General features: G+C 71.7%; 19 protein-coding genes and 1 pseudogene. 4 read left to right on the top strand and 16 right to left on the bottom strand.

The window, feature by feature from the left end:
* Nucleotides 1-26: 26 nt before the first annotated feature.
* Entirely contained in the window at nucleotides 27-572 is a 546-nt protein-coding gene (locus ACFP2E_RS02330; protein WP_378522254.1) for a hypothetical protein, read from the top strand.
* Here ACFP2E_RS02330 and ACFP2E_RS02325 read toward each other — a convergent pair.
* From ACFP2E_RS02325 to ACFP2E_RS02260, 14 genes are all read right to left on the bottom strand, one after another.
* The gene (locus ACFP2E_RS02325) at nucleotides 569-1081 is read right to left on the bottom strand and encodes a universal stress protein (protein ID WP_378522253.1); all 513 of its coding nucleotides are present in this window, start codon (nucleotides 1079-1081) and stop codon (nucleotides 569-571) included. The genes ACFP2E_RS02330 and ACFP2E_RS02325 overlap by 4 nt on opposite strands.
* 7 nt (nucleotides 1082-1088) lie before the next feature.
* Complete coding sequence (locus ACFP2E_RS02320; protein ID WP_378522252.1) at nucleotides 1089-3032, bottom strand: M13 family metallopeptidase; 1944 nt, start codon at nucleotides 3030-3032, stop codon at nucleotides 1089-1091.
* A 5-nt stretch (nucleotides 3033-3037) separates the two neighbouring features.
* Nucleotides 3038-4015, bottom strand: a complete 978-nt coding sequence (locus tag ACFP2E_RS02315) for an NADPH:quinone oxidoreductase family protein (protein ID WP_378522251.1) — start codon at nucleotides 4013-4015, stop codon at nucleotides 3038-3040.
* Nucleotides 4016-4025: 10 nt separating this feature from the next.
* Entirely contained in the window at nucleotides 4026-4283 is a 258-nt protein-coding gene (locus tag ACFP2E_RS02310) for a hypothetical protein (protein ID WP_378522250.1), read from the bottom strand.
* A 99-nt stretch (nucleotides 4284-4382) separates the two neighbouring features.
* Nucleotides 4383-5642 (bottom strand): M15 family metallopeptidase, encoded by a 1260-nt coding sequence (locus ACFP2E_RS02305; RefSeq protein ID WP_378522249.1) that lies wholly within the window; start codon nucleotides 5640-5642, stop codon nucleotides 4383-4385.
* A gap of 32 nt (nucleotides 5643-5674) precedes the next feature.
* On the bottom strand, nucleotides 5675-6658 hold the full coding sequence (locus ACFP2E_RS02300; RefSeq protein WP_378522248.1) for an electron transfer flavoprotein subunit alpha/FixB family protein: 984 nt from the start codon (nucleotides 6656-6658) through the stop codon (nucleotides 5675-5677).
* Nucleotides 6655-7449, bottom strand: a complete 795-nt coding sequence (locus ACFP2E_RS02295) for an electron transfer flavoprotein subunit beta/FixA family protein (protein ID WP_378522247.1) — start codon at nucleotides 7447-7449, stop codon at nucleotides 6655-6657. The genes ACFP2E_RS02300 and ACFP2E_RS02295 overlap by 4 nt, the downstream gene beginning before the upstream one ends.
* Nucleotides 7449-9989, bottom strand: coding sequence for an FAD-dependent oxidoreductase (locus ACFP2E_RS02290; RefSeq protein ID WP_378522246.1), 2541 nt, complete (start codon nucleotides 9987-9989; stop codon nucleotides 7449-7451). The genes ACFP2E_RS02295 and ACFP2E_RS02290 overlap by 1 nt, the downstream gene beginning before the upstream one ends.
* Nucleotides 9990-10110: 121 nt before the next feature.
* Entirely contained in the window at nucleotides 10111-11100 is a 990-nt protein-coding gene (locus tag ACFP2E_RS02285; protein ID WP_378522245.1) for an ABC transporter substrate-binding protein, read from the bottom strand.
* Nucleotides 11101-11161: 61 nt separating this feature from the next.
* A complete protein-coding gene (locus tag ACFP2E_RS02280; RefSeq protein ID WP_378522244.1) occupies nucleotides 11162-13237 on the bottom strand; it encodes an ABC transporter permease in 2076 nt (691 codons plus the stop codon).
* Nucleotides 13234-14316: a glycine betaine/L-proline ABC transporter ATP-binding protein gene (locus ACFP2E_RS02275; RefSeq protein WP_378522243.1), complete on the bottom strand. Its 1083-nt coding sequence runs from the start codon at nucleotides 14314-14316 to the stop codon at nucleotides 13234-13236. Before ACFP2E_RS02275 ends, ACFP2E_RS02280 begins: the two co-directional genes overlap by 4 nt.
* Complete coding sequence (gene betA, locus ACFP2E_RS02270; RefSeq protein WP_378522242.1) at nucleotides 14316-16034, bottom strand: choline dehydrogenase; 1719 nt, start codon at nucleotides 16032-16034, stop codon at nucleotides 14316-14318. The genes ACFP2E_RS02275 and betA overlap by 1 nt, the downstream gene beginning before the upstream one ends.
* Nucleotides 16035-16042: 8 nt before the next feature.
* Complete coding sequence (locus ACFP2E_RS02265) at nucleotides 16043-17512, bottom strand: aldehyde dehydrogenase family protein (protein ID WP_378522241.1); 1470 nt, start codon at nucleotides 17510-17512, stop codon at nucleotides 16043-16045.
* 134 nt (nucleotides 17513-17646) lie between these two features.
* Nucleotides 17647-18432, bottom strand: coding sequence for an IclR family transcriptional regulator (locus ACFP2E_RS02260; protein WP_378522240.1), 786 nt, complete (start codon nucleotides 18430-18432; stop codon nucleotides 17647-17649).
* Nucleotides 18433-18518: 86 nt separating this feature from the next.
* Between ACFP2E_RS02260 and purU the strand changes: the two genes are divergently transcribed.
* Nucleotides 18519-19400 carry a formyltetrahydrofolate deformylase gene (gene purU, locus ACFP2E_RS02255; protein WP_378522239.1) on the top strand — a complete coding sequence of 294 codons (882 nt, stop codon included), beginning with the start codon at nucleotides 18519-18521 and terminating at the stop codon, nucleotides 19398-19400.
* A 6-nt stretch (nucleotides 19401-19406) separates the two neighbouring features.
* Here the strand turns inward: purU and ACFP2E_RS02250 are convergent, their stop codons facing one another.
* The gene (locus tag ACFP2E_RS02250; protein WP_378522238.1) at nucleotides 19407-21056 is read right to left on the bottom strand and encodes a DUF885 domain-containing protein; all 1650 of its coding nucleotides are present in this window, start codon (nucleotides 21054-21056) and stop codon (nucleotides 19407-19409) included.
* Between the two features lie 89 nt (nucleotides 21057-21145).
* On the opposite strand from ACFP2E_RS02250, the pseudogene ACFP2E_RS02245 reads away from it, so the two are divergent.
* Nucleotides 21146-21283 (top strand): annotated as a pseudogene (locus ACFP2E_RS02245) (nucleotidyltransferase domain-containing protein); the annotation flags it as partial.
* Between the two features lie 187 nt (nucleotides 21284-21470).
* Nucleotides 21471-21743: a hypothetical protein gene (locus ACFP2E_RS02240; protein ID WP_378522513.1), complete on the top strand. Its 273-nt coding sequence runs from the start codon at nucleotides 21471-21473 to the stop codon at nucleotides 21741-21743.
* Between the two features lie 22 nt (nucleotides 21744-21765).
* Here ACFP2E_RS02240 and ACFP2E_RS02235 read toward each other — a convergent pair whose 3' ends face one another.
* Entirely contained in the window at nucleotides 21766-23178 is a 1413-nt protein-coding gene (locus tag ACFP2E_RS02235) for a hypothetical protein (RefSeq protein WP_378522237.1), read from the bottom strand.
* Nucleotides 23179-23364 lie beyond the last annotated feature (186 nt).

Raw genomic sequence — 23364 nt, 5'->3', positions numbered from 1 at the left:
GGGCGTCCGGCCAGTAGCGTGGGCCCATGCGCCTGCCGCCCCTGCCCGACCCCCGCGACCTGCTGCGTGACGGGGTCCAGCTCGTCGAGCGCGTGACCGGGTTGCTCGGGACGGCCGAGGAGCTCGTGGCCTCCGCCGGGCGGGTGATGGCGGCCGGCGAGGAGCTGCTCGGCCGCATCGACGGGCTGGTGGACCGGATCGAGGCCACCCGCGCGGCCGCGGACGAGGTGGTGGCCGCCACCGACACCACCCGGCAGCGGGCCGACGCCCTCATCGAGCGGTTCGAGCCGTCACTGACGGCCCTGCAGCCGACCCTGGACCGGCTGGCGGAGACGACCGACCCGCGCGAGGTCGACGCCATGGTGGCGCTGATCGACCAGCTGCCACTGCTGGCGGCCAAGATGGAGACCGACGTCATCCCGGTCCTCAACTCGCTCACCACGGTCGCGCCCGACCTCCACGACCTCCTCGACACCTCCCGCGAGCTCAACGAGATGCTCGCGAAGCTGCCCGGAATGGGGCGGATCAGGAAGCGGGTGGACGACCAGCAGGAGGCCGAAGGCCGGGGCTAGATGCCCAGCCGGCTGTCCGGGTCCGTGGGCGCACCATCAGCGCCCTCGCCGGCGTCCGGCGGGACGACGACCACCGGGCACGACGCGTGCCGCACGACCTGGTCGGCGGTGGAGCCGAACCGCAGCCCGTGGAAGCCGCCCTCGCCGCGGGCACCCACGACGAGCAGGTCCGCGGTCGCACTGGCCTCGATCAGCCGCCTGCCGGCCGCGCCGTGGAGGACGTGGTGCGCCACGTCGACGTCGTCCGGGAGCCCGAGCCCCTCGACGTCGAGCCGCAGCCGGTCCGACACGGCCTCCTCGAACTCGGCCAGCGACGGCACGTAGCCGACGCTGGCGCTCGGCGGCCGGGGTGCCGACGAGATGCTCCAGCACCGCACGACGTGGAGGCGGCAGCCGAACCGCTGGGCGTAGCGCGCGCCCCAGCGCACCGCCTCGGCCGAGGTCGACGAGCCGTCGAACCCGACGAGGACGCCGCCCCCGAGGTCGATCTCCGCGGTCACCTGCGTCATCGCCGGGTCACCAGATCCGGACCCGGAGCTCGGGGTCGAGCCACAGGCCATCGCCCTCCTGCGTCCCGAAGACCTCGTGGAACTCGTCGAGGTTGCGCACGATGTTGGCGCGGAACTCCGGCGGGCTGTGCGGGTCGATGGTGAGGTACTGCTGCTCCTGCTCCTTGCGGCGCTTGGTGCGCCAGCAGTAGGCCCAGTTCATGAAGAGCCGCCGGCGCGACTCCTCGTCGGCCTCGCCGCCCTGGGAGATGACGTAGGCCATGTGGCCGATGGTGAGGCCGCCGAGGTCGCCGATGTTCTCGCCGACGGTCAGCGCGCCGTTGACCCGCTCGCCGGGGAGGGCGCGGGGCTCGAACGCGTCGTACTGCTCGATGAGCGCCTTCGACTTCACCTCGAAGGCGGCCTTGTCGTCGGGCGTCCACCAGTCGTTGAGGTTGCCGGCGCCGTCGTACTGCGCCCCCTGGTCGTCGAAGCCGTGGCCGATCTCGTGGCCGATGACGGCGCCGATGCCGCCGTAGTTCTCGGCCGGGTGGGCGTCGGGGCTGAAGAACGGCTTCTGGAGGATGCCGGCGGGGAAGCAGATCTCGTTGGTGCCGGGGTTGTAGTAGGCGTTCACCGTCTGCGGCAGCATGAACCACTCGTCGCGGTCGACCGGCGACCCGATCTTGCGCAGCTCGCGGTCGGTCTCGAACGCCGACGCGGCCGCGACGTTGCCGAGCAGGTCCTCGGGGCTCACCCGCAGCGCGGAGTAGTCGCGGAACTTCTCGGGGTAGCCGATCTTGGGCCGGAAGGTCGCGAGCTTCTCGTAGGCCCGCTGCTTGGTCTCCTCGGTCATCCAGTCGAGGGCGGCGATGGACTGCCGGTAGGCCTCCAGCAGGTTGGCGACCAGCTCGTCCATCTTGGCCTTGGAGTCCGGCGGGAAGTGCCGGGCGACGTACTCCTTGCCGACGGCCTCGCCGATCGCGCCCTCGACCAGCGTGACGCCGCGCTTCCACCGGGCCCGCAGCTCCGGCGTGCCGTTGAGGGTGCGGCCGTAGAAGTCGAAGTTCACGGCGACGAAGTCGTCGGTGAGGTACGGCGCCGCGGAGCGGAGTACGTGGAAGAGCAGCCACTCCTTCCAGTCCCCGAGCGGAACCTCGTCGAGCACCGTCGAGAGGTGGGCGAAGTAGGACGGCTGGCGGACGCAGCTCTCGGCGATCGTCTCGACGGAGCCGCCGAGGTTGGTGACGTAGGCGTCCCAGTCGAACGACGGGCACAGCTCCTTGAGCTCGCCGGCCGTCATCAGGTTGTAGGTCTTCTGGACGTCGCGGGTCTCCGCGCGCTCCCAGTGGCCCTTCGCCAGCCGGGTGTCGACCTCGAGGACGGTGTGGGCTGCCGCCTCCGGCGACTCGTGCCCGGCCAGGGCGAAGAGCTCCGTGAGATAGGCGACGTACTTCTCGCGCACCTCGGCGAACTTGTCCTCGCGGTAGTAGGACTCGTCGGGCAGGCCGAGGCCGCCCTGCACCAGGTGGAAGAGGTACCGGTCGGAGTTGCGGTCGTCGGTGCTGATGTAGGAGCCGAACAGGCCGTAGCCACCGATCCGCTCGAGCTCGCCGAGGAACGCCGCGAGGTCCCGGACGTCGCGCAGCGCGGCGACCGCGTCGATCTGCGGCTGCACGGGCGCGAGGCCGAGAGCGTTGACCCGGTCCTCGGCCATGAACGAGGCGTAGAGGTCGCCGATCTTGCGGGCGTCCTCGTCGAGCGTGTCGGGGTCGGCGGCGGCGAGGCCCTCGATGATCTCGCGCACCTGCTGCTCGGCCGCGTCGGCGAGCTGCACGAAGGGGCCCCAGCTCGACCGGTCCGAGGGGATCTCGGTCTCGTCGAGCCAGCGGCCGTTCACGTGGCCGAACAGGTCGTCCTGGGGACGGATGTCGGGGTTCATGCCCGGCTGGGCGTCGTCGAGGATGGTCACGCGGATCACCCTACGTCTCGGACCCGCACCACGGACTTGCCCAGGGTGCGCCGCGCCTCCATGTCGGCGAGCGCCGTCCCGAAGTCCTCGAGGGCGTACGTCGCGCCGATCGGGGGGCGCACCACTCCCGCCGCGATCAGCGGCAGCAGCGCGTCCCACTGCTCGTGCATGTAGCCCGGCCGCGCCATCGCGTAGGCGCCCCAGCCGACGCCGCGGACGTCGGTGTTGTTCAGCAGCAGTCGGTTGACCTTGACCTCGGGGATTCCCTGGCCGGCGGCGAAGCCGACGACCAGCAGCCGTCCCTGCGGGGCGAGGCAGCGCAGCGAGTCGGTGAAGACCTCGCCGCCCACCACGTCGAGCACGAGGTCGACGCCCTCGCCGTCGGTCAGCTTCAGGACGCGGTCCCGGAAGCCGTCGAGGAGCACGACCTCGTCGGCGCCCGCGGCGAGCGCCAGCTTCGCCTTCTCCTCGGTGCTGACGACGGCGATGGTGCGGGCGTCGAAGCCCTTGGCCACCTGGAGGGTGGCGGTGCCGACGCCGCCGGCGGCGCCGTGCACGAGGACCGTCTCGCCGGCCCGCAGCCCGCCGCGCTCGAGCAGCGCGAAGTGGGCGGTGAGGTAGTTCATCGGCAGCGCCGCCGCCTCGTCGAAGGAGGTCTCGTCCGGCAGCGGGAACACCGCCATCGGCGGCGCCACGACCAGCTCGGCCGCCCCGCCGTACGGCAGCACACCGGCGACCCGCTCCCCGGCGCGGTAGCCCTCGGGGCCGCTCACGACCGTGCCGGCGAAGTCGACCCCGAGCGTGAACGGCGGCTCCGGCCGCAGCTGGTAGGCCCCCCTGCTCAGCAGCAGGTCGGGGAAGGAGACCCCGACGCGGTGGACCTCCACGAGCACTTCGTCGTCGCCGGGGACGGGGGCGTCGATCTCGACGACCCGCACCCCGGCCGGGCCGGTGGACGTGTCAGTGACCTGGACGGCGCGCATGCCCCGGAGGCTAGCGCTCCCCCTCCGTGCGCAGGTCGACGATCACGTCGAGCAGCTCGCGGGCCACCCCGTCGAGCTGCTCGATGGCGTCGGCGATCCGCACCGTGGTGCGGGAGTCGGACCCCGCGCCCACCGCCCCGGCGAGCGAGTAGCTCACCCGCATCACCTGGTCGAGCACCGTGCGCTGCAACCGGTCGGCCACCAGCGCGGCCGGCTCGGCGCCCCCCGCGCCTGCTCCCAGCCTGTCGTGTGCCTGCCACATCGTCATGCCTGTCCCCTCCTGTCGACCTCCCCCCGACCGGCACCAACCGGTTCAGTAGACGACGTGGAGGCCCGGAATCCGGGGAGGCGCGCAGGAGGGGCCCGCTCAGCGGGGCGAGACCACCGCGTTCATCTCGAAGTGCATGGGGTCGGTGTACTTCCAGTCACCGCCCCAGGCGAAGCCCCACTTCTTGAAGATCGCCACCACGGTCCGGTCCATCTCGCCGACGGTGCCGCGCTGGTTGCCGGGCACGTTGAAGTCCATGGCGGTGCCGAACGAGTGGTTCGACAGCTTGGTGGTGCCGGCGATGAAGCGCGGGTAGTAGCACCCGGCGTACTCGCCGGGGTTGAGCTCGTCGGCCAGGCCGCGCTCCACGACCTCGCGCAGGGCGGCCTCCAGCTGGGGGAACATCGCCTTGTTGCAGGTCATCGGGCCGATGATCGGCATCACCCGGCTCTCGATGTGGCTCGCCACCCACGACGGCTCGGGCGCGATCCTGCCGCCCCCGAGGACCCGGTAGTTGAAGGTGCCGATGACCTGCGCGACCGAGCCGCCCGTGAGCACCGCGGTCTGCTGGACGCTGGTGTCTAGGCCGAAGCGGGCGACCACGTCGAGGCGCTGGACCGAGGCGTCCTCGCCGACGATGCGCTGCAGCGGCTTGCGCACGGCGTCCGGGGCGACCTCGTCGGTGGAGAGCAGCACGGCGTTGCCGAGCTCCATCCCTAGCTCCTCGGCCCACTTCTCGTTGAGGACGACGTCGACCTGGGTGGCCTGCGGGGCGTAGGCGCCGATGTGGACCGTGGGCGCGTCCTTGTCGGCGCCCAGCCGGACCAGGCCGTCCTCGTCCTCGAGCCGGCGGCCGAGCCGCGGCGTGATCGCGAGCTCGCCCCCTGCCACCCGGTCCCAGGCCTCCTGGAGCTGGGCGGAGTTGGCGGGCGTGAACCGGCGGTACGTCGCGGGGTCGACCGCCGCCACGTTGATCGCGCGGTTCTCGATGGTGACGTTCGCCAGGCCCATCACCTCGACGGCGGCGATGCCCTTGATCCGCTTGATGCGCCTGACCATCCCCGGCTCGAGCGGGTCCTCGTTGAAGATCAGCAGGTCGGCGGCGTAGAGGCGGTCCTCGAGCGGACCGGGCGGGTCCACGGCGTGCTCCGCGTCGACCACCGCCGGGCTCGGGGACGGCGCGGCGGTGGCGGAGGGATCGGCAGACTCCGACGGCGCCACGGGGGTTGTGCTCGCGGGCGATGTCGGCGCCGCGTCCGGGCCGGCGTCGGCGCCGCCGCAGGCGGCTGCCAGCAGCGCGACGGTGACCGCGAGGGCGCGACCCGCCCCCCGGCTGCTCCGCCTCGTCCGCCCGCTCACGGGCCCGGTCCCCTGCACAGCGACAGGGTAGGTCAGCCCCCCTTGCGGCGGCGGATCTCTGCGTTGATCGCCGGCACCACCTCGTGCAGGTCGCCGATCACGGCGTACGTCGCGCGGGTGACCATCGGCGCCTCGGCGTCGGTGTTGATCGCCAGGATCGCCTTCGCGCTCGAGCAGCCCGCCCAGTGCTGGATCGCCCCGCTGATGCCGCACGGGATGTAGAGGTCGGGCGAGATCCGGCTGCCGGTCTGCCCGACCTGCTCGTGGTGCGGCCGCCAGCCGAGGGAGGTCACGACGCGCGAGACCCCCAGCTGGCCGCCGAGCAGGTCGGTGAGCTCGAGGAGGTCGTCGAAGCCCTCGGCGCTGCCGGCGCCGCGGCCGGCCCCGATGACCACCTTCGCGGACTTGAGGCTGCCGGACAGGTCGGGCTCGGGCTCCTCGCTGGAGGCCACCCGTGCGACCAGGTCCCGCTCGGCCACCTCCGGGGCGTGCTCGACCACCTCGGCCGGCCCCGGGACCGCCGCCGCGGCTGCCTCGACCGCGTGGCCGGCCACGGAGAAGACCGCCGGCCGGTCGGACAGCCGCATCTCCTCCATCGCCTGGCCGCCGACGACCTGGCGGGTCACCACGAACGGCGCGAGGCCGCCGAAGGACAGCACGTTGGCCGCCATCGCCACGTCCGCGCGCGCGGCCAGGTGGGCGAGCACCTCGTTGCCGCGCGGCGTCCCGGCGGCGGTCACCACGACCGAGCCGGTGCCGGCCAGCACGGACTCGACGCCGGCGGCCCAGGTGGCGCCGCCGTAGGCGTCGAAGGCGGCACCGGTCAGCCGGTGGACGTGCCGGACGCCCTGGGCCGCGAGCTGGTCGCGCAGGCCGTCGGACACCTCGCCGACGACGACGACGTCGACCGGGACCCCGCCGCCGGCCCCGGACAGGGACCGGGCGAAAGTCAGCGTCTCCCGCGAGACCTCGACGGCGAGGCCGGCGAGGTCCTTCTCCACGAGCACCAGGATCATCGCGCCAGCACCCCCAGCTGCTCGAGCACGTCGACGACCGCCGGCGCGGCCTCCGCTCCCTTGCCGAGCACCTGCACGTCGCTGGGGGCGGGGGGCGGCAGCAGCAGCCGCTCGCGTGCCGGCCCCACCGGCTCGCGGGCCGGGGTCCGCTCCTCCACGGGCACCCTCTTGGCCTTCATCCGGCCCGGGACCGTCGGGTAGCGCGGCGAGACGCCGCCCTCCAGCACGGTCACGACGGCAGGCAGCGGCACCCGGTAGGTCTCGTGCCCCTCGGTCCCGTCCGCGTGGGCGGTCACCGCTCCGTCGGCGACCTCGAGCGACTTCGCGCCGTTCACGACCGGCCGCCCGAGCGCGTAGGACAGCCGGATCCCGACCTGGAAGTCGCCGCTGTCGGCGGCGTCGTTGCCGAGCAGCACCAGGTCGTGGCTGCGGCCCTCGGCCTCGTGCGCCCGGACGACGGCGGCGATCTCGCGCGCGACGTCGGCCGGGCCGAACCGCTGCGGGTCGGCCACCACGTGGGTCGCCGCCGTGCAGCCGACTGCGAGCGCGGCGCGCAGCTGCTCCACCGCGTCGGCGTCCCCGAGCGTCAGCACCGTCGCCTCGCCGCCGGTCGCCGTCGCCACCTGCACCGCGAGCTCGACCGCGCACTCCTCGTGGGCACTCATGGTGAAGCCGGCGTACCGCCCGTCGACGGCCTGGCCGTCCTCGGTGAGGACCACCTCGCTGGAGGAGTCCGGCACCCGCTTCACGCAGACCAGGACATTCACGCCGGTCGAGCCCGTCGAGACCATCAGCGGATCCGCTCGTTGGCCGGGTCGAGCAGCGGCGTCGCGTCCACCGAGCCGATGGTGACCGGGTAGAGCTGCTCCATGTAGGAGACCGCGAGCTCGTTGCCGACCATCGCCTCCTCGGGCGGCAGGTAGGCCATCAGCACGTGCTTGCCCAGCGACGGCGCCGACCCGGCGGTGGTGACGTACGGGTGGTGGCCGTGCCCGTCGGTGAGGGTGCTCCCGTCGCGACGGACGATCGGCTCGCCGCCGAGCATGTAGCGCTTCGTGCCGTCGGCCGAGGTGTGGTCGTCGACGGTCATCGTGCACAGCACCGTCCTGGGCGCCTCCTCGCGCTGGCGCAGGTAGGCCTCGCGCCCCGTGAAGTCGGCCGTCTTCACCTTCGGTCGCTGCATGCCCGCCTCGACGATGGTCCGCTCGCTGTCGAGCTCGAACCCGAACGCCCGGTAGCCCTTCTCGATGCGGCCGGTGGTGCCGTAGACGCCGATACCGACCGGGACCGCGCCGTGCGAGGCGCCCGCCTCGAGCAGCGTCTCCCACAGGTCGGCGGCGTCGCCCATGGCGACGTAGAGCTCCCAGCCCAGCTCGCCGACGTAGGAGATGCGGGAGGCCAGGACGGTCAGGTCGCGCCCGCTCGCGCCGCGGACCGTGACCTCGCGGCAGGTGAGGAACCCGAAGCCGCCGTCCGAGACGTCGGCGTCGGTGAGGCCGGAGAGGATGTCGCGGGCGCGCGGCCCCCAGAGCCCGATGGTGGAGACCTCGTCGGTCCGGTCGGTCAGCGTCGTGCGGCCGTCCTCGGGCAGGTGGTCGGCGAACCACTGCCGGTCGGCCATGCCGTGCGCGCCGCCGGTGACGACCCGGAACCGGTCCTCCGCGAGGCGCATCACCGTGAGGTCGGAGCGGAAGCCGCCGCGGGCGTCGAGCACCGGCGTGTAGACGACCTTGCCGACCGCCACGTCGCACTGGGCGACGCAGGTGCGCTGCACGCTGTCGAGCGCGTCGGGGCCCTCGATGTCGAAGATCGCGAACGCCGTGAGGTCGATGACGCCGGCCGCTTCACGCATCCGCAGGTGCTCGGCGTTGATGATCGGGCTCCACCAGCGCGAGTCCCACTCGTGCTCGCGCGGCATCACCCGGTCGCCGTACTCCTCGAGCAGGCCGGCGTTGGACTCGTACCAGTGCGGGCGCTCCCAGCCGGCGGTCTCGTAGAAGAAGGCCCCGAGCTTCTTCTGGGACTCGTGCATGGGGGCCAGTCGCTGGTCGCGGTCGGACTCGTACTGCTCGGAAGGGTGGATGATCCCGTAGGTCTTGATGAACGACTCGGTGGTGCGGAGCCTGGTGTGCTCGCGCCGCATCTGGTGCTGGTGGAACCGCGCGATGTCGCTGTGGGAGACGTCGATCTCCGACCAGCCCTGGGTCATCCACTCGGCGACGGCGCGGCCGACGCCGGGCCCCTCCTTGATCCACACCGCGGCCGCGGTCCACAGGCCCTTGACCGCGCTCTCGCCGAGGATCGGACTGCCGTCGCAGGTGAGCGAGAGCAGGCCGTTGATGGCGTAGCGCATCTCGGCGCCCTCGGCACCGAGCAGCTCGGGCATCAGCTCGTACGCCGTCTCGAGCTGCGGGTCGAAGTCGTCGGAGGTGAAGGGCATCTCGGTGGGCGACAGCTTGGCCTGCTCGATCGACGGGATGTCCTCCGGCTCGTGGAGGATCGCCCGGTGGGCGTAGGAGCCGACCTCCATGTCGGCGCCGTGCTGCCGCTCGTAGCAGAACGAGTCCATGTCGCGGATGATCGGGAAGCTGATCTCGCCCTCACGCTCGGCGAGCTGCGCGCAGGGCCCGACGCTGATCATCTGGTGGACCGCGGGCGTCAGCGGGATGGAGACGCCCGCCATGTCGCCGATCTTGGGGCTCCACACGCCGCACGCGATGACGACGGCGCCGGTCTCGATGTCGCCCGCGCTGGTCCGGACGCGGGTGATGCGGCGGCGCCCGTCGGGCCGCTCCTCGGTGTCGAGGCCGAGCACCTCGACGTTGGGAACGGTCGTCAGCGCGCCGGCCTCGAAGGCCCGCTCCCGCATGATCGTGCCGGCACGGAGCGAGTCGACGACTCCCACCGACGGCGTCCAGAAGGCGCCGATGAACTGGTCGGTCTCGATGAAGGGAACCTTCTCCTTGACGAAGTCCGGCTCGACGAGGTGCGCCTCGATGCCCCAGGCGCGCGCGCTCGACATCCGGCGCCGCAGCTCCTCCATCCGCTCCTCGGTGCGGGCGATCTCGAAGCCGCCGGACCGGGTGAACACGCCCATCTCCTCGTACTGCCGCACGGAGTCGAGCGTCAGGTCCGTGATCTCCCGGGAGTGGTCGACGGGGAAGATGAAGTTCGAGGCGTGGCCGGTTGAGCCCCCCGGGTTGGGGAGCGGCCCCTTGTCGATCTGGACGATGTCGCGCCAGCCGAGCCTGGCGAGGTGGTGCACGAGGCTGTTGCCGACGATGCCCGCGCCGATGACGACGACCTGCGCGGTGCTGGGAACGGTGGCCATGGGGCGCCTCCAGAGGCTGTTGCGCTATGCGCAACTCAATGCGTGATGCGGAACACCCCCAGAATCACCCGTGCCCGGCCGGGAAGTCAATGGCCCCGGCCGGGCACGTGAGGGTGAGCTCTCAGCCGAGCCAGCCGTCGACGACGTCCTGGTTGTCGGCCACCCACTTGGCGGCGGCGTCCTCGGGGGACATGCCGTCAGCGGTGATGTACTTCGCGACGAGGTTCTGGTCGTCGTTGGTCCACGAGAAGTTGCGGACCAGCTCGACGCCGGGACCGCCCTCCTCGACCCAGGACGTGGAGACGAACTTCTTGAGCGGCGTCTCCGGGTAGTCGCAGTCGACCTTGGCCGGGTCCTCCTGGCAGCCCTCCTCGTAGGGCGGCAGCTCGACCTTCTCCATCGGTACCTCGGCGTGGATGTACTGCGGCTCCCAGAAGTAGCCGATCAGCCAGTCCTCGTTGTTCTGCGCCTTCTGGAAGGCCGTGATGGTCGCGGCCTCACCACCGGAGAAGACGACCTCGTAGTCGAGTCCGAGGTTGTCGATGATGGCCTCGTCGAACTGGACGTACGACGGGTCGGAGCCGAGGAACTGGCCCTTGCCGCCGGACTCGGAGGTGGCGAACTCGTTGGAGTACTTGTCGAGGTTCTCCCAGTTCAGGATGTCCGGGTTCTCCTCGGCCAGCCAGCCGGGGACGTACCAGCCGATGATGCCGACGTTGCCGTTCTCGCCGAAGTCGGTGGCGCTGCCGTCACCGCCCTTGTCCGCGACGAACTTGGCCTCGAGGTCGGGGTGGCCCCAGTCCTCGATGACGACGTCGACCTCGCCCGTGCCGAAGCCCTGCCACGACACGTCCTCTTTGAGGTCCTTGTAGTTGACCTTGCAGCCGAGCTGCTCCGAGGCGACGTGGCCGACGACGTAGGCGCTCGCCTCGTAGCCGACCCAGGGGTTGACGGCCATGTTGAGCTCGCCGCAGTCCCCGGACTCGCCGGCCTGGGCCTCGTTCTCGGCGGTCTGCTCGCCGATCGAGCCACCGCCACACCCGGCCAGCACCAGTGCGGCGACGGCCGTGGCGGCCACCCCGCGCGCGGTCCTGCTGATTGTGATCCTCATCTGCTACCTCCATCGGTGTTGCGGTGTCCGGGGGCTCTGGTCGCTCCGGTGAGCGGGTGTGTCATCGCGCCGTCCCCAACGACTGGGTCGCCCGCGCCCGCATCTGGCGCAGCTGGCTGCCGAGGGGCTTCGGCTGGTGGTGCGCCGCGGCGCGCATGATGCGGTCGAGCATGATCCCGAGCAGGACGATGCTGATGCCGGCGGCGGCGCCACGGCCCCACTCCTCCGAGCGGGAGAAGCCGAGCACGACGTCGTAGCCGAGGGCGCCGGCGCCGACGAGGCCGCCGATGACGACCATCGCCAGCACGAACAGCAGGCCCTGGTTGGCGGCGAGCACCAGCGAGCCGCGCGCCATCGGCAGCTGCACCTTGGTGATCTCCTGCCAGGTGGTGGCGCCGGTCGACCGGGACGCCTCGATCGTCGCGGGCGACACGGACTTCACGCCGTCGGCGACGAGCTTGATGGCCGCCGGGGCGGCGTAGATGATCCCGGCCGTGATCGCGGTGAACCGGCTGGGGCCGAACAGTGCGAGCACCGGGATCAGGTAGACGAACGGCGGGATGGTCTGGCCGGCGTCGAGCAACGGGCGGATCACCACGTCGGCCCGTCCGCTGCGCGCCATCCAGACGCCGAAGACCAGCGCCAGGGCCATCACCATCAGGGTGGCCACCAGGACCATGGCCAGCGTGACCATCGAGTCGTTCCACAGGTCGAAGAAGCGCAGGCCGGCCAGGCAGATCACGGTCGGGACCAGCGTCCGGACCCCGCCCAGCACCAGGCCGAGCACCAGGATCGCCGCCGCCGCGAGGTACCAGGGCGACTCGGCGAGCAGCGCCTCGAGCGGGTTCAGCAGGGTCACCGTGACGATGTCCTTGAATGCCTCCGTGAGGCCACCGAAGGTGTCGACCACCCAGCCCGCGAACGAGTTGACCTGGTCGGCGACCCAGCGGCCGGAACCGTTCTCGGGGAACTCGGCCGCCCACAGGTAGCTGCGCGACAGGTAGACCGCCACGAGCGCGGCCGCGCCGGCTGCGGCGAGCACGACCTGGCGCTGGCGCGCGTTCCCACCGCCGCCGCGGGCGATGGTCTCGCTGCGCTCGCTGGCTGCGGTGGCGGTGCGGTCGAGCATGATCGCCATGACCACGATCAGGGCGCCGGGCACGAACGCGCCACCGATGTCGATGCGGATCAGCGCGTTGAGCACCGGCTGGCCCAGGCCCGGCCCGTTGACGTACGCCGCCAGCGTGGCCATCGCCAGCGCCGCCATGATCGTCTGGTTGAGGCCCACCACGATCGTCCGGCGCGCCATCGGCAGCTGGACCTTCCGCAGCCGCTGCCAGAACGTCTGGCCCGAGGAGTCAGTCGCCTCGATGGTGCTCGGCGAGACGGTGCGGATGCCGTGGCCGGCGATCCGGATGAGCGGCGGCAGCGCGTAGATCAGCGTGCAGAGCACCGCGCCCGAGGCACCGATCCCGAAGAACAGCACGACCGGCAGCAGGTAGACGAAGGTCGGCATCGTCTGCATCAGGTCGAGGAAGACCGTGACCACACGTTCGGCCCGTCTGCTGCTCGCGATCCAGATGGCCAGCGGCATGCCGATCAGCACCGCCACCGCGACCGCGACGAAGGTGATGATGAGCAGGTCGACGGCGTCGGTCCAGTAGCCGAAGAGCCCGAAGGAGACGAACGAGGCGGCGATCAGCAGCGAGATCCGCCAGCCCGCGATGGCGAGCCCGATCCAGGCGGCGATGGCGACCACGCCCAGCCAGCCGATCTCGGGCACCGGCCGCGGGAAGTTCGCGACCGAGACCATCCTCTGGAACCAGTCGATGGCCGACACGAAGCCGTCGCCGATGGCGTACGTCGTCTGGATGACCGGGTTGGTGTCGCGGTTGGCGATGACGTCGTCACGGAAGCCGGCGAAGGTCTCCATCAGGTCGGTGCGCTCGCGCACCGGACGGGCCAGGGTGTCCCGGCCCTGGGTGACGGTCCAGACGACGATCCACGCAGCGACGACGAGCAGTGCCCACGCCCAGCGGGGCAGGCTCTTCGGGACCTGCGGTGGAGGCGGCGGTTCCTTGCCCGACTGGCTGGGCTGCCCCGACGGCTCGGGCCGTTGGGCGAGCGTGGCGGTCATGCGTGGACCTCCTCCTCCGCCACCACCACCCGCAGGATGTCCTCGTCGTCGACGACACCGACGAGCTTGTCACCGTCGAGAACCGGGCACGGCCCGTGGTGCTCGAGGACGACGCGGGCGGCGTCGCGGACGATCTGGTCGGCCTGCAGCGGAGGTCCGTCCGCGGTGTCGCCGTTCGGCGCATGCATCACCCACTTGAGCGTGAGCACGTGCGAGCGCGGCACGTCGCTGACGAAGTCGCGGACGTAGTCGTCGGCGGGGGCGGCGACGACCTCGTCGGGCGTCCCGACCTGGACGATCGCGCCGTCGCGCATGATGAGGATGCGGTCGCCGAGCTTGAGCGCCTCGGCGAGGTCGTGGGTGATGAAGACCATCGTCTTGCCGAGCTCGCTGTGCAGCCGCTTGACCTCGTTCTGCATGTCGCGGCGGATCAGCGGGTCGAGCGCGGAGAACGGCTCGTCGAACAACAGCAGCGACGGGTCGCCGGCGAGCGCCCGGGCGAGGCCGACGCGCTGCTGCATGCCGCCCGACAGCTGGTCGGGGTAGGAGTGCTCGAACCCGGTCAGCCCGACCAGGTCGACGACCTCGGCCGCCTTGGCCCGGCGCTCCTTCTTGGGCACGCCGCGGACCTCGAGACCGTAGGCGACGTTGTCGATCACCTGGCGGTGCGGCAGCAGGCCGAAGTGCTGGAAGACCATCGAGGCGTGGTTGCGTCGCAGGTCGCGCAGCTCGGACTCGCTGGCGCTCGTCACGTCGTTGCCGTCGATGACGACGTCACCGGCCGTCGGCTCGATGAGCCGGGTCAGGCAGCGCACCAGCGTCGACTTGCCGGAGCCGGAGAGGCCCATGACCACGAAGACCTCGCCGGGGGCGACGTCGAAGGAGACGTCACGGACACCGACGACGCAGCCTGTCTTCTCCTTGAGCTCCGCCCGCGAGAGGTCCTCGTCGGGGGAGCCGATGATCTTGTCGGCGCCCTTGCCGAAGATCTTCCACAGGTGGCGCACCGACAGCGCCGCGTCGTCCGTCTCGGCGGTCGACGGGGCCTGGGGGGCGTCGGGCTGGATGACGGCGCTCATCACGCCTCCTCACCGGCGGCGCGGGCGCCGCCATCGTTGCGCGGGTCTCCCGGGGGATACAGCGGGTCGCCGTCGCGGTACCGGTAGAACGGCACGTCGGCGGGCGGAAGCGGGGTGTTGCCCAGGATCAGGTCGGCGGCCTTCTCGGCGACCATCATCACCGGGGCGTAGATGTTGCCGTTGGTGACGAAGGGGAACACCGACGCGTCGACGACGCGCAGCCCCTCCATCCCGTGCACCTTCATCGTGGAGGGGTCGACCACGGCCATCTCGTCGGTCCCCATCTTGGCCGTGCACGAGGGGTGCAGGGCGGTCTCGGCGTCCTCGCGGACCCAGTCGAGGATCTCGTCGTCGGTCTCGACCTTCGGGCCGGGCGAGAGCTCGCCGTCGTTGTACGGCGCGAACGCCGGCTGGTTGAGGATGTCGCGGGCCACCCGGACCGCCTCCACCCACTCCTTGCGGTCCGTCGGCGTCGACAGGTAGTTGAACTGCATCGACGGGTGCTCGCGCGGGTCGCGCGACTTGATCCGCACCCAGCCGCGGGTGTCGGCGTACATCGGGCCGATGTGCACCTGGTAGCCGTGCCCCTTGGTGGGCGAGGTGCCGTCGTACCGGATCGCGACGGGCAGGAAGTGGAACATCAGGTTCGGGTAGTCCACCTCGTCGTTGCTGCGGCAGAAGCCGCCGCCCTCGAAGTGGTTGGTCGCGCCCAGCCCGGACCGGTGGAACAGCCAGTCGTAGGCGATCTTGGGCCGGGCCCGCCAGCGCAGGCCGGGGGCGATCGAGACCGGCAGCTTCGAGGCGTACTGGATGTAGACCTCGAGGTGGTCCTGGAGGTTCTCGCCCACGCCGGGCAGGTGGTGGACCACCGGGACGCCGACCCTCCGCAGCAGCGACTCGTCGCCGACACCGGACAGCTGCAGCAGCTGGGGGGTGTTGATGGCACCGCCGCACAGGACGACCTCGTTCGCCTCCACGCTGCGGTTCAGCCGGCCGCCCCGCTGGTAGTCGACGCCGACGGCCCGCCGGCCGCGGAACCGGATCCCGGTCACGAAGGCGTAGGTCTCGACGTCGAGGTTCTTGCGGTGCTTGACCGGGTGCAGGTAGGCGCGGGCCGCCGAGTGGCGGCGGCCGCGGTAGACGTTGCGGTCGAACCGTGCGAAACCCTCCTGGCGGTAGCCGTTGACGTCGTCGGTGAGCGGGTAGCCCGCCTCCTGCGCCGCCTGGAAGAAGGCCCCGAAGAGCGGGTTCTCGGCCGGGCCCCGCTCGAGCTTGAGCGGCCCGTCACCGCCGCGCCACTCGTCGGCACCCGCGAGGCAGGTCTCCATCCGCTTGAAGTAGGGCAGGCAGTGGAGGTAGTCCCACTCCTTCATGCCCGGCTCGGCGCCCCAGCGCTCGTAGTCCATCGGGTTGCCGCGCTGGAAGATCATCCCGTTGATGCTGCTCGAGCCGCCGAGCACCTTGCCGCGCGCGTGGAAGATGCGTCGGCCGTTCATGTGGGGCTCCGGGTCGGTCTCGTACTTCCAGTCCCAGAACCGGTTGCCGATGGGGATCGGCAGCGCCGCGGGCATGTGGACGAACGGGTCGATCCGGTAGTCGGAGCGCCCGGCCTCCAGCACCAGCACGCGCGTGCCCGGGTCGACGGAGAGCCGGTTGGCGAGGGCGCACCCGGCCGAGCCTCCTCCGACAATGACGTAGTCGTACCGGTCCGCGCCCATGCGTGCTCCTATCCCTTGAACCACCGCTGCTCGGTGGGCCGGATGTTGTGCCAGATGTGCTTGGTCTCGCGATACTCGTCGAGACCTGCCTGCCCGAGCTCCCGGCCGATGCCGGACTGCTTGTAGCCGCCCCACTCGGCCTGGGCGACGTACGGGTGGTAGTCGTTGATCCACACGGTGCCCATCCGCAGCGCGGCGGCGACCCGCTCCGCCCGGCCCGCGTCCTGGGTCCACACCGCGCCGGCGAGGCCGTAGATGGAGTCGTTGGCGATGCGCACCGCCTCCGCCTCGTCGGTGAAGGTCTCGACGGTCAGCACCGGGCCGAACGACTCGTCCTGGGTGACCGACATGTCGCTGGTGCAGCGGTCGAGGATCGTCGGCAGGTAGTAGTAGCCGTCGGCGTACTGCTCGCCCTCGGGGCGGCCGCCGCCGCAGCGCAGCACGGCGCCCTCCTCGAGGCCGCGGGCGACGTACTTCTCTACCTTGGTGCGGTGCTCCTCGCTGGTGAGCGGCCCGGTCTCGGCGTCCTCGTCGAACGGGCCACCGATCCGGATCTTCTGGGCGCGGTCGACCAGCGCGTCGACGAACTCGTCGTGGATCGACTCCTCGACGACGAGACGGGCACCGGCCGAGCACACCTGCCCGGAGTGGAGGAAGACGGCCATCAGCGCGTAGTCGAGCGCGACCTTGAGGTCGGCGTCGGCGAAGACGACGTTGGGGTTCTTGCCGCCGAGCTCGAGGGCGATCTTCTTCACGTTCCCGGCCGCTGCCGCCATGATCCGCTTGCCGGTGTCGATGCCGCCGGTGAAGGAGACCAGGTCGACCCGCCCGTCCTCGGACAGCGGCGCGCCGACGTCGCCGCCCGGGCCGAGCACGAGGTTGCCGACGCCGGCGGGCAGGCCGGCCTCCTCGAGCAGCTTCATCAGGTGGATCGAGGAGTGCGGGGTGATCTCGCTGGGCTTGAGGACGAACGTGTTGCCGGCCGCGAGGCAGGGCGCGACCTTCCAGGAGGTCTGCAGCAGCGGGTAGTTCCAGGGCGTGATGAGGCCGCACACGCCGATGGGCTCGTGGACGATGCGGCTGACCACGTCGGGCATGCCGGTGTCGACCATCCGGCCGGCGTCCTCGGCGGCCACGTGGCCGTAGTGGCGGAACACCGAGACGATGTCGGCGATGTCGTACTCGCTCTCGACCATCCGCTTGCCGGTGTCGAGCGACTCCATCCGCGCCACCTTCTCGGTGTCGCGCTCGAGGAGGTCGGCCACGCGCAGCAGCAGGTCGCCGCGCTCGCGGGCGGGCGTGCTCGGCCAGTCACCCTCGTGGAAGGCCCGGTGCGCGGCCGCGATCGCCGCCTCGGCGTCCTCGCGGGTGCCCTCGTCGACCTCGGCGACCAGGGACCCGTCCGCGGGGCACCTGATCTCCCGCCGGCCCCCGGCTCGCGCGCTGACCCACTCCCCGTCGATGTAGAGCTCGGCCACTCCCGCTTCCACTCCTTCGACAAGGTCCGTCGTTGCGCATCTCGCAACCCAGTCGCTCCCCGCGCAACCGTGGGCCACTTCCGAGAATGTCCGGGTTCGCCAGCAGGCGTCAAGGACCGGACCGGGTACGTGACCTAACGTTGACCCCAGCCGAGCCGGTGGGAGACCTCGGACGCCGCCTCCACCAGCAGCTTGACGACGTCGTCGACGCGCTCGGGACCGAGCCGGAACGTCGGCCCGGAGACGCTCATCGAGGCCACGACATCCCCGTGGACGTTGCGGATCGGCGCTGCCACGGCCGTCAGGCCGACCTCGAGCTCGTCGACCGCGACGGCGTAACCCTGCTCGCGGACGCGCTCGATCTCCAGCCGCAGCTGGGCCTTCCGGGTGATGGTCGCGGGGGTGTACACGGGCAGCTTCTTCAGCACCGCGTCGAGGTCCTTGCGGTCCAGACCGCTCAGCAGCACCTTGCCGTTGCTGGTGGCGTGGAGCGGGATGTGCTGGCCGACCCAGTTGTGCGGCTGGAGCGCCGAGGAGCCGGCCACCTGGTCGAGGTAGAGCGCAGAGCCGCCCGCCAGGACGGCGATGTTGACGGTCTCGCCGGTGTCCGACGCGAGCTGGCGGCAGACCGGCCGCGCCTCCTGCACGAGGTCGAGCCGCGCGGTGGTGGCGCCGGCGAGGCGCAGCACGCCGACACCGAGGCGGTACTTGCCGCGGTCGCCGGTCTGCTCGACGAGCCGGTGGGCCTCGAGCGTGGCGACCAGGCGGAACGCCGTGGACTTGTGGACCGCGAGCTGGTCGGCGATCTCGGTGACCCCTGCCTCACCGACCCGGGCCAGGACCTCGAGAATGGTGAGCGCACGGTCGACCGACTGCACGCCGCTCGCGGCGGCGACGGCCTCGCCGGACGCGTTGCCCATGTCGGGACAGTAGCGCAGCCGGTGTTGCGTATCGCAGACTCGGTTCCCCCTGCCGCAACAGCGGTCCAGTCCTTTAAGGTCTTCCGATGTCCCCCACCCCCGTCGCCGCCGGCGACTTCGTGCTCAGCCTCTCCTGCGACGACCGGCCCGGGATCGTCCACGCCGTCACGGGTTTCCTGGTGCGGCACGGCGGCAACATCCTGGAGAGCCAGCAGTTCGGGGACCGCCAGTCCGGGAAGTTCTTCATGCGCATCGACTTCTCGGTCGAGGGCTCGGGGTCGGGCGGCGTCGACGCGGACGAGCTGCGGTCGGAGTTCGCGGCCGTCGCCGAGATGTTCGCGATGGACTTCGAGCTGTGGGACGCGCGGGCGCCGTACCGGACGCTGATCATGGTGTCGAAGCACCTGCACTGCCTCAACGACCTGCTCTTCCGCACCTCCACCGGCTCGCTGCAGATCGACATCCCCGCGATCGTCTCCAACCACACCGACGCGGCGCGGCTCGCGGAGACCTACGGCATCCCGTTCCACCACGTCCCGGTCACGCCGGACACGAAGCCCGAGGCCGAGGCCGAGCTGCTGCGGCTCGTCAAGGAGCACGACGTCCACCTCGTGGTGCTGGCCCGCTACATGCAGGTTCTCTCCGACGGGCTCTGCCGCGAGCTGTCCGGCCGGGCGATCAACATCCACCACTCGTTCCTGCCGAGCTTCAAGGGCGCCAAGCCCTACCACCAGGCCTACGACCGCGGCGTGAAGCTGATCGGCGCCACCGCCCACTACGTCACCAGCGACCTCGACGAGGGCCCGATCATCGAGCAGGACGTCGTCCGCGTCGACCACACCCACGACCAGGACTCCCTCGTCGCCGCCGGTCGCGACGTCGAGGCGCAGGTCCTCTCCCGGGCCGTGCGGTGGCACTCGCAGTCGCGGGTGCTGCTCAACGGGCACCGCACGGTTGTCTTCCGCTGACGGGCCTCAGGCCAGGCGGGCGCGCACCCGCTCGTCGAGCACGTCCAGCGGCAGCGAACCGGCATCGAGCACGGCCGAGTGGAAGCGGCGCACGTCGAACCGGTCGCCCTGCCGCTGCTCCGCCTCGGTGCGCATCCGCTCGATCTCGACCCGGCCGACCATGTAGGAGCAGGCCTGGCCGGGGTGGAGGACGTAGCGGTCCACCTCGGGCCGGCACATCGCCTCGGTGAGCGGCGAGTTCGCCACCATGAAGTCGACGGCCTGCTGCCGGCTCCAGCCGAGCGCGTGCAGGCCGGTGTCGACGACGAGCCGGCAGGCCCGCATCGAGTCGGCGGCGTACATGCCCATCCGGTCGACCGGCCCGCTGTAGAGCCCCATCTCGTCGGCGAGCCGCTCGGTGTAGAGGCCCCACCCCTCGGCGTACGCCGCGTTGCCGAGGTGCTTGCGGAACTCCGGCACGCCGGCCAGCTCGGCAGCGATGGCGAGCTGCAGGTGGTGGCCGGGGATGCCCTCGTGGAACGCCATCGCCTCGAGCTCGAAGGTGCCCCACGAGGCCGGGTCGTCGACGTTGATGAAGAACGTGCCCCCGCGGCTGCCGTCCTGCGACGGCGGGAAGTAGAACGCCTTGGCACCCGTGGTGGTGCCCTCGACGACGCAGGGCGCCTGCGGGAGGGTCTCGAACCAGTCGGGCATTGCGTCCCAGGCGCGCTGCATCGCAACCTCGGACTGCTCGACCAGCTCCTCGCCGCGCTCGAAGTGCAGCGCCGGGTCGGTGCGCATCGCCTCGAAGATCGCGGCGAGGTCGTCGGTGCCGACGACCTCGGGGCCGAGCGCGCGGTACTCGGCGGCCAGCTTCTCGATCTGCGCCAGGCCGAGGTCGTGGATCTCCTGCGCCGACATGGTCGTGGTCGTGTAGTAGCGGAGCGCGGCGGCGTACGTCTCCTCGCCGTCGGCAAGCGAGCTCAGGCCACACCGGTCGTCCGGCCGGGCGTGCGGGGCGACCTCGTCGCGGAGGACGTCGCGGTAGTGGGCCATCGCGGGCCGGACGTCGGACTCGATGACCGCCTTCAGGCGGTCGCGCCAGGCATCGACGTCGAGACCCTCCGGGGGCGCGGCGGTGCGGAGCAGCCCGTCCTCCTCGACCGGGGAGGCGAGGATCGAGTCGATCTGCTCGACGGTGCCGGTCACAGCGAAGGCGGCGGGTGCCCGGCCCGCCTCGACACCTTCGCGCAGGCGGTCGGCCAGCTCGCGGTAGTGGCGGCCCAGGCCGCGGTAGGTCTCGACGAGCTTCTCGGCCACCTCGGCGGTCGGCAGCGAGAGCATCCCGACCACGATCGGCAGCTCCACCTGGAGGCCGAAGATCGGGTCGGCGTTGAGCTGCGCCAGCCGCGTCTCGACCATGTCGGCCCGGGTGGTGGCGTCGGAGATGAGGACCGCCCGCGTGAGCCGGCCGTTCTCGTCGAGGTCGGTCGGGTCGATCTCCTCGGCCCGACGGGCGAAGTCCCGCAGCGCAGCCACGTCGGCGTCCTCGGCCGCCCGGGTGGCGTCGTCGAATCGGCCGGCGTGCTCGGTGAAGCCGTACAGGTGCCCGGCGGTCGGGTGGACCTCGAGGTAGTGCTGCCAGTACTCGTCGGCCAGGGCGTCGAGGTCGCTCATCAGGTTCCTTCCGCGGGCGGGCTCGCTGCGCGAGCGGTCGGAGCCGTTCTACCTCACGGTGCCTTGAGATGAGCGGGTGAGGCACGGGAGTGCGGCTGAGTGGCGGGGTCTGGGAACCCTTGGCGACCGAGGAGAGCGTCGACCTTCTCGGTGACCTCGGGGACCCGTGGTGGATCGCGGGCGGCTGGGCCATCGACCTCCACATCGGCCGGCAGACCCGGGTCCACGAGGACACCGATGTCACGGTCCCGCGCGACTCCCAGCTCGCCCTGCAGGCAGCGCTCGCCGGCTGGGACCTGCACGTCGTCGATCCGCCGGGCTCGCTACGGCCCTGGTCCGCGGGTGAGGTGCTCCCCGCGCGGGCGCGACATCTGGTGCCGCCGCACTCCGGGATCGGCCTGGTCGCTGCAGGTGATGCTGGACGACGTCGCGGACGGCGAGTGGACCTACCGTCGCGATCCACGCATCCGGCGTGCTGTCGGGGAGCTCGACGGCCCCGCGTCGGACCAGAGCCGACGGGTGCTCGCACCCGAGGTCCAGCTGCTCTACAAGAGCAAGAACCCGCGCCCCAAGGACGAGGCCGGCCTGCTCGCCGTCCTGCCTCACCTGGATGCCGACCAGAGCTCATGGCTCGCGGATGCACTGTCGCTGGTCTCCCCGGACCACCCATGGATGGCGAGGCTCTAGAACCCGGCACGTGGGCAGAGCGTCAGGCAGCGCCGAGCAGGAGCTCCAGGACACGGTCGATGTCGTCGGTGTGGGTGACGGCCTGATCGTCGGGTGGGTCGAGGTGGTGGGTGCCGGACCCGTCGACCCTGCGGTGCAGGCCATGGGGGGTGCGCCAGATGGTGGTCCCCGCGGCGGCGGGGGTGGCGGTGTAGCCGAGGTGGGTCTTGGCGCGGTGGCCCCGCCGGCCCAGCGGCTGGCTGGTGCGGCAGGAGGTCTGCCCGGGAGGCCCATGGGGGTCGAAGGCGACGGGGTGGTCGAGGTCGGTGTTGCGCGAGACCGCGGAGGCGTGGGGGAAGGCGTCGCCGGGGCGGATCAGGTGGATCCGCTCCCGGATGGCCTCGGGGTGCTCGTAGGCGTTGACGCTGTGGTGGTGGGCCAGGTCGAGCACCGGCTTGACCGTGACGCGGGAGTGGCCGAGCAGGTCGCCCAGCTGGGCCAGGGCGAGCGGGCCGAGGCCCTCGACCCGGGCCACGCTCTGCGCCATCCCGGTCAGTGCGGCCTCGTGGAGGTGGACGTAGAGGACCGAGCGCGGGCGGAGCTTCTCGAGGTCCACCTCGCGCAGGGCGTCGAGCAGGTCGGCGGGGAACGCGAGCGCCCGGCACGGGGTGTCATCGGGCTCCAGGCCCTGGGCCTCGCGGTCGGGCTCCTCGCCGACCTCGGCAGGGACCTCGGCTCCCTCGAGGAGGAGCCGGGTGAGCTCGGCGGGACGGGCGAGCCAGCCGGCGGCCTCGGCGCGCAAGTCGTCGACAGGGGTGTCGGCATGGCCGGGCCGGGCGGCGAGGATCTCGGCGACGCGTGCCACGGTGGCGTCGATCCACGCCGCGTCGCCGGCGGTCACCCGGGCCACGATGGTCCGCAGCCCGGTGGCGTCGGGGCGGGTGAGGGCGACGTAGCGGCGCTCACGCTCGGCGGCGATCCGGGCGGCGTGGCCGGCGGGGTCTGCCTCGATGACCTTGGCCTCGGCGATCGCCATCACCCGCGAGGGGGCCTCGGTGCGGATCGCGTCGGCGACCGCGGCGTCCACGACACCCACCACCGCGACCGGCAGGTGGCGGCACATCGTGGCGACCTTGCGGGCCAGCCACGGCTCAGCGTCGAGGTCGAGCACCAGGGACCAGGTCTGCGGCAGCCGGTGACGCAGGTCGAGCACGTCGGCCACCGCCTTGCGGGCCGCCAACGTGTGGACGCCGCGGGCGATGCCCAGCTCGCACAGCGTGAGCTCGCGGACCATCGGCGTCCCCTCACCACCGACCGGCACCAGCCGGTCGCCACCGGGCGGCCGCGGCAGCGACGGGTCCGGCCGGGGGTCCTCACCGGGGTCGGTGCCCTGCAGGTCAGCCCACCGGGCCACCAGCAGCAGGTCGCGGACCTCGGCCTCGCGCCGGGCCCGCACCCCGTCCTCGAGCGCGGCCAGCGTTGCCGCGGCGTCGAGCTCGTCGATCGGGGTGGAGGCTGTGATGTCTCAAGACATGGGTGACAGTTCTGCATCAGGGGATCGGTGACACTTGATGTATCAGGACTTCGGTGACGGTTCGGGGTTCCTGGGTCGCGGTCCAGGGGGTCGGCCGTTGCCGATGTA

The organism is Nocardioides sp. GCM10027114 (assembly GCF_042659625.1).
Lineage (GTDB): Bacteria > Actinomycetota > Actinomycetes > Propionibacteriales > Nocardioidaceae > Nocardioides.
The sequence above is the reverse complement of the archived record's forward strand: the minus strand, read 5'-3'. Positions and strand labels throughout refer to the sequence as shown.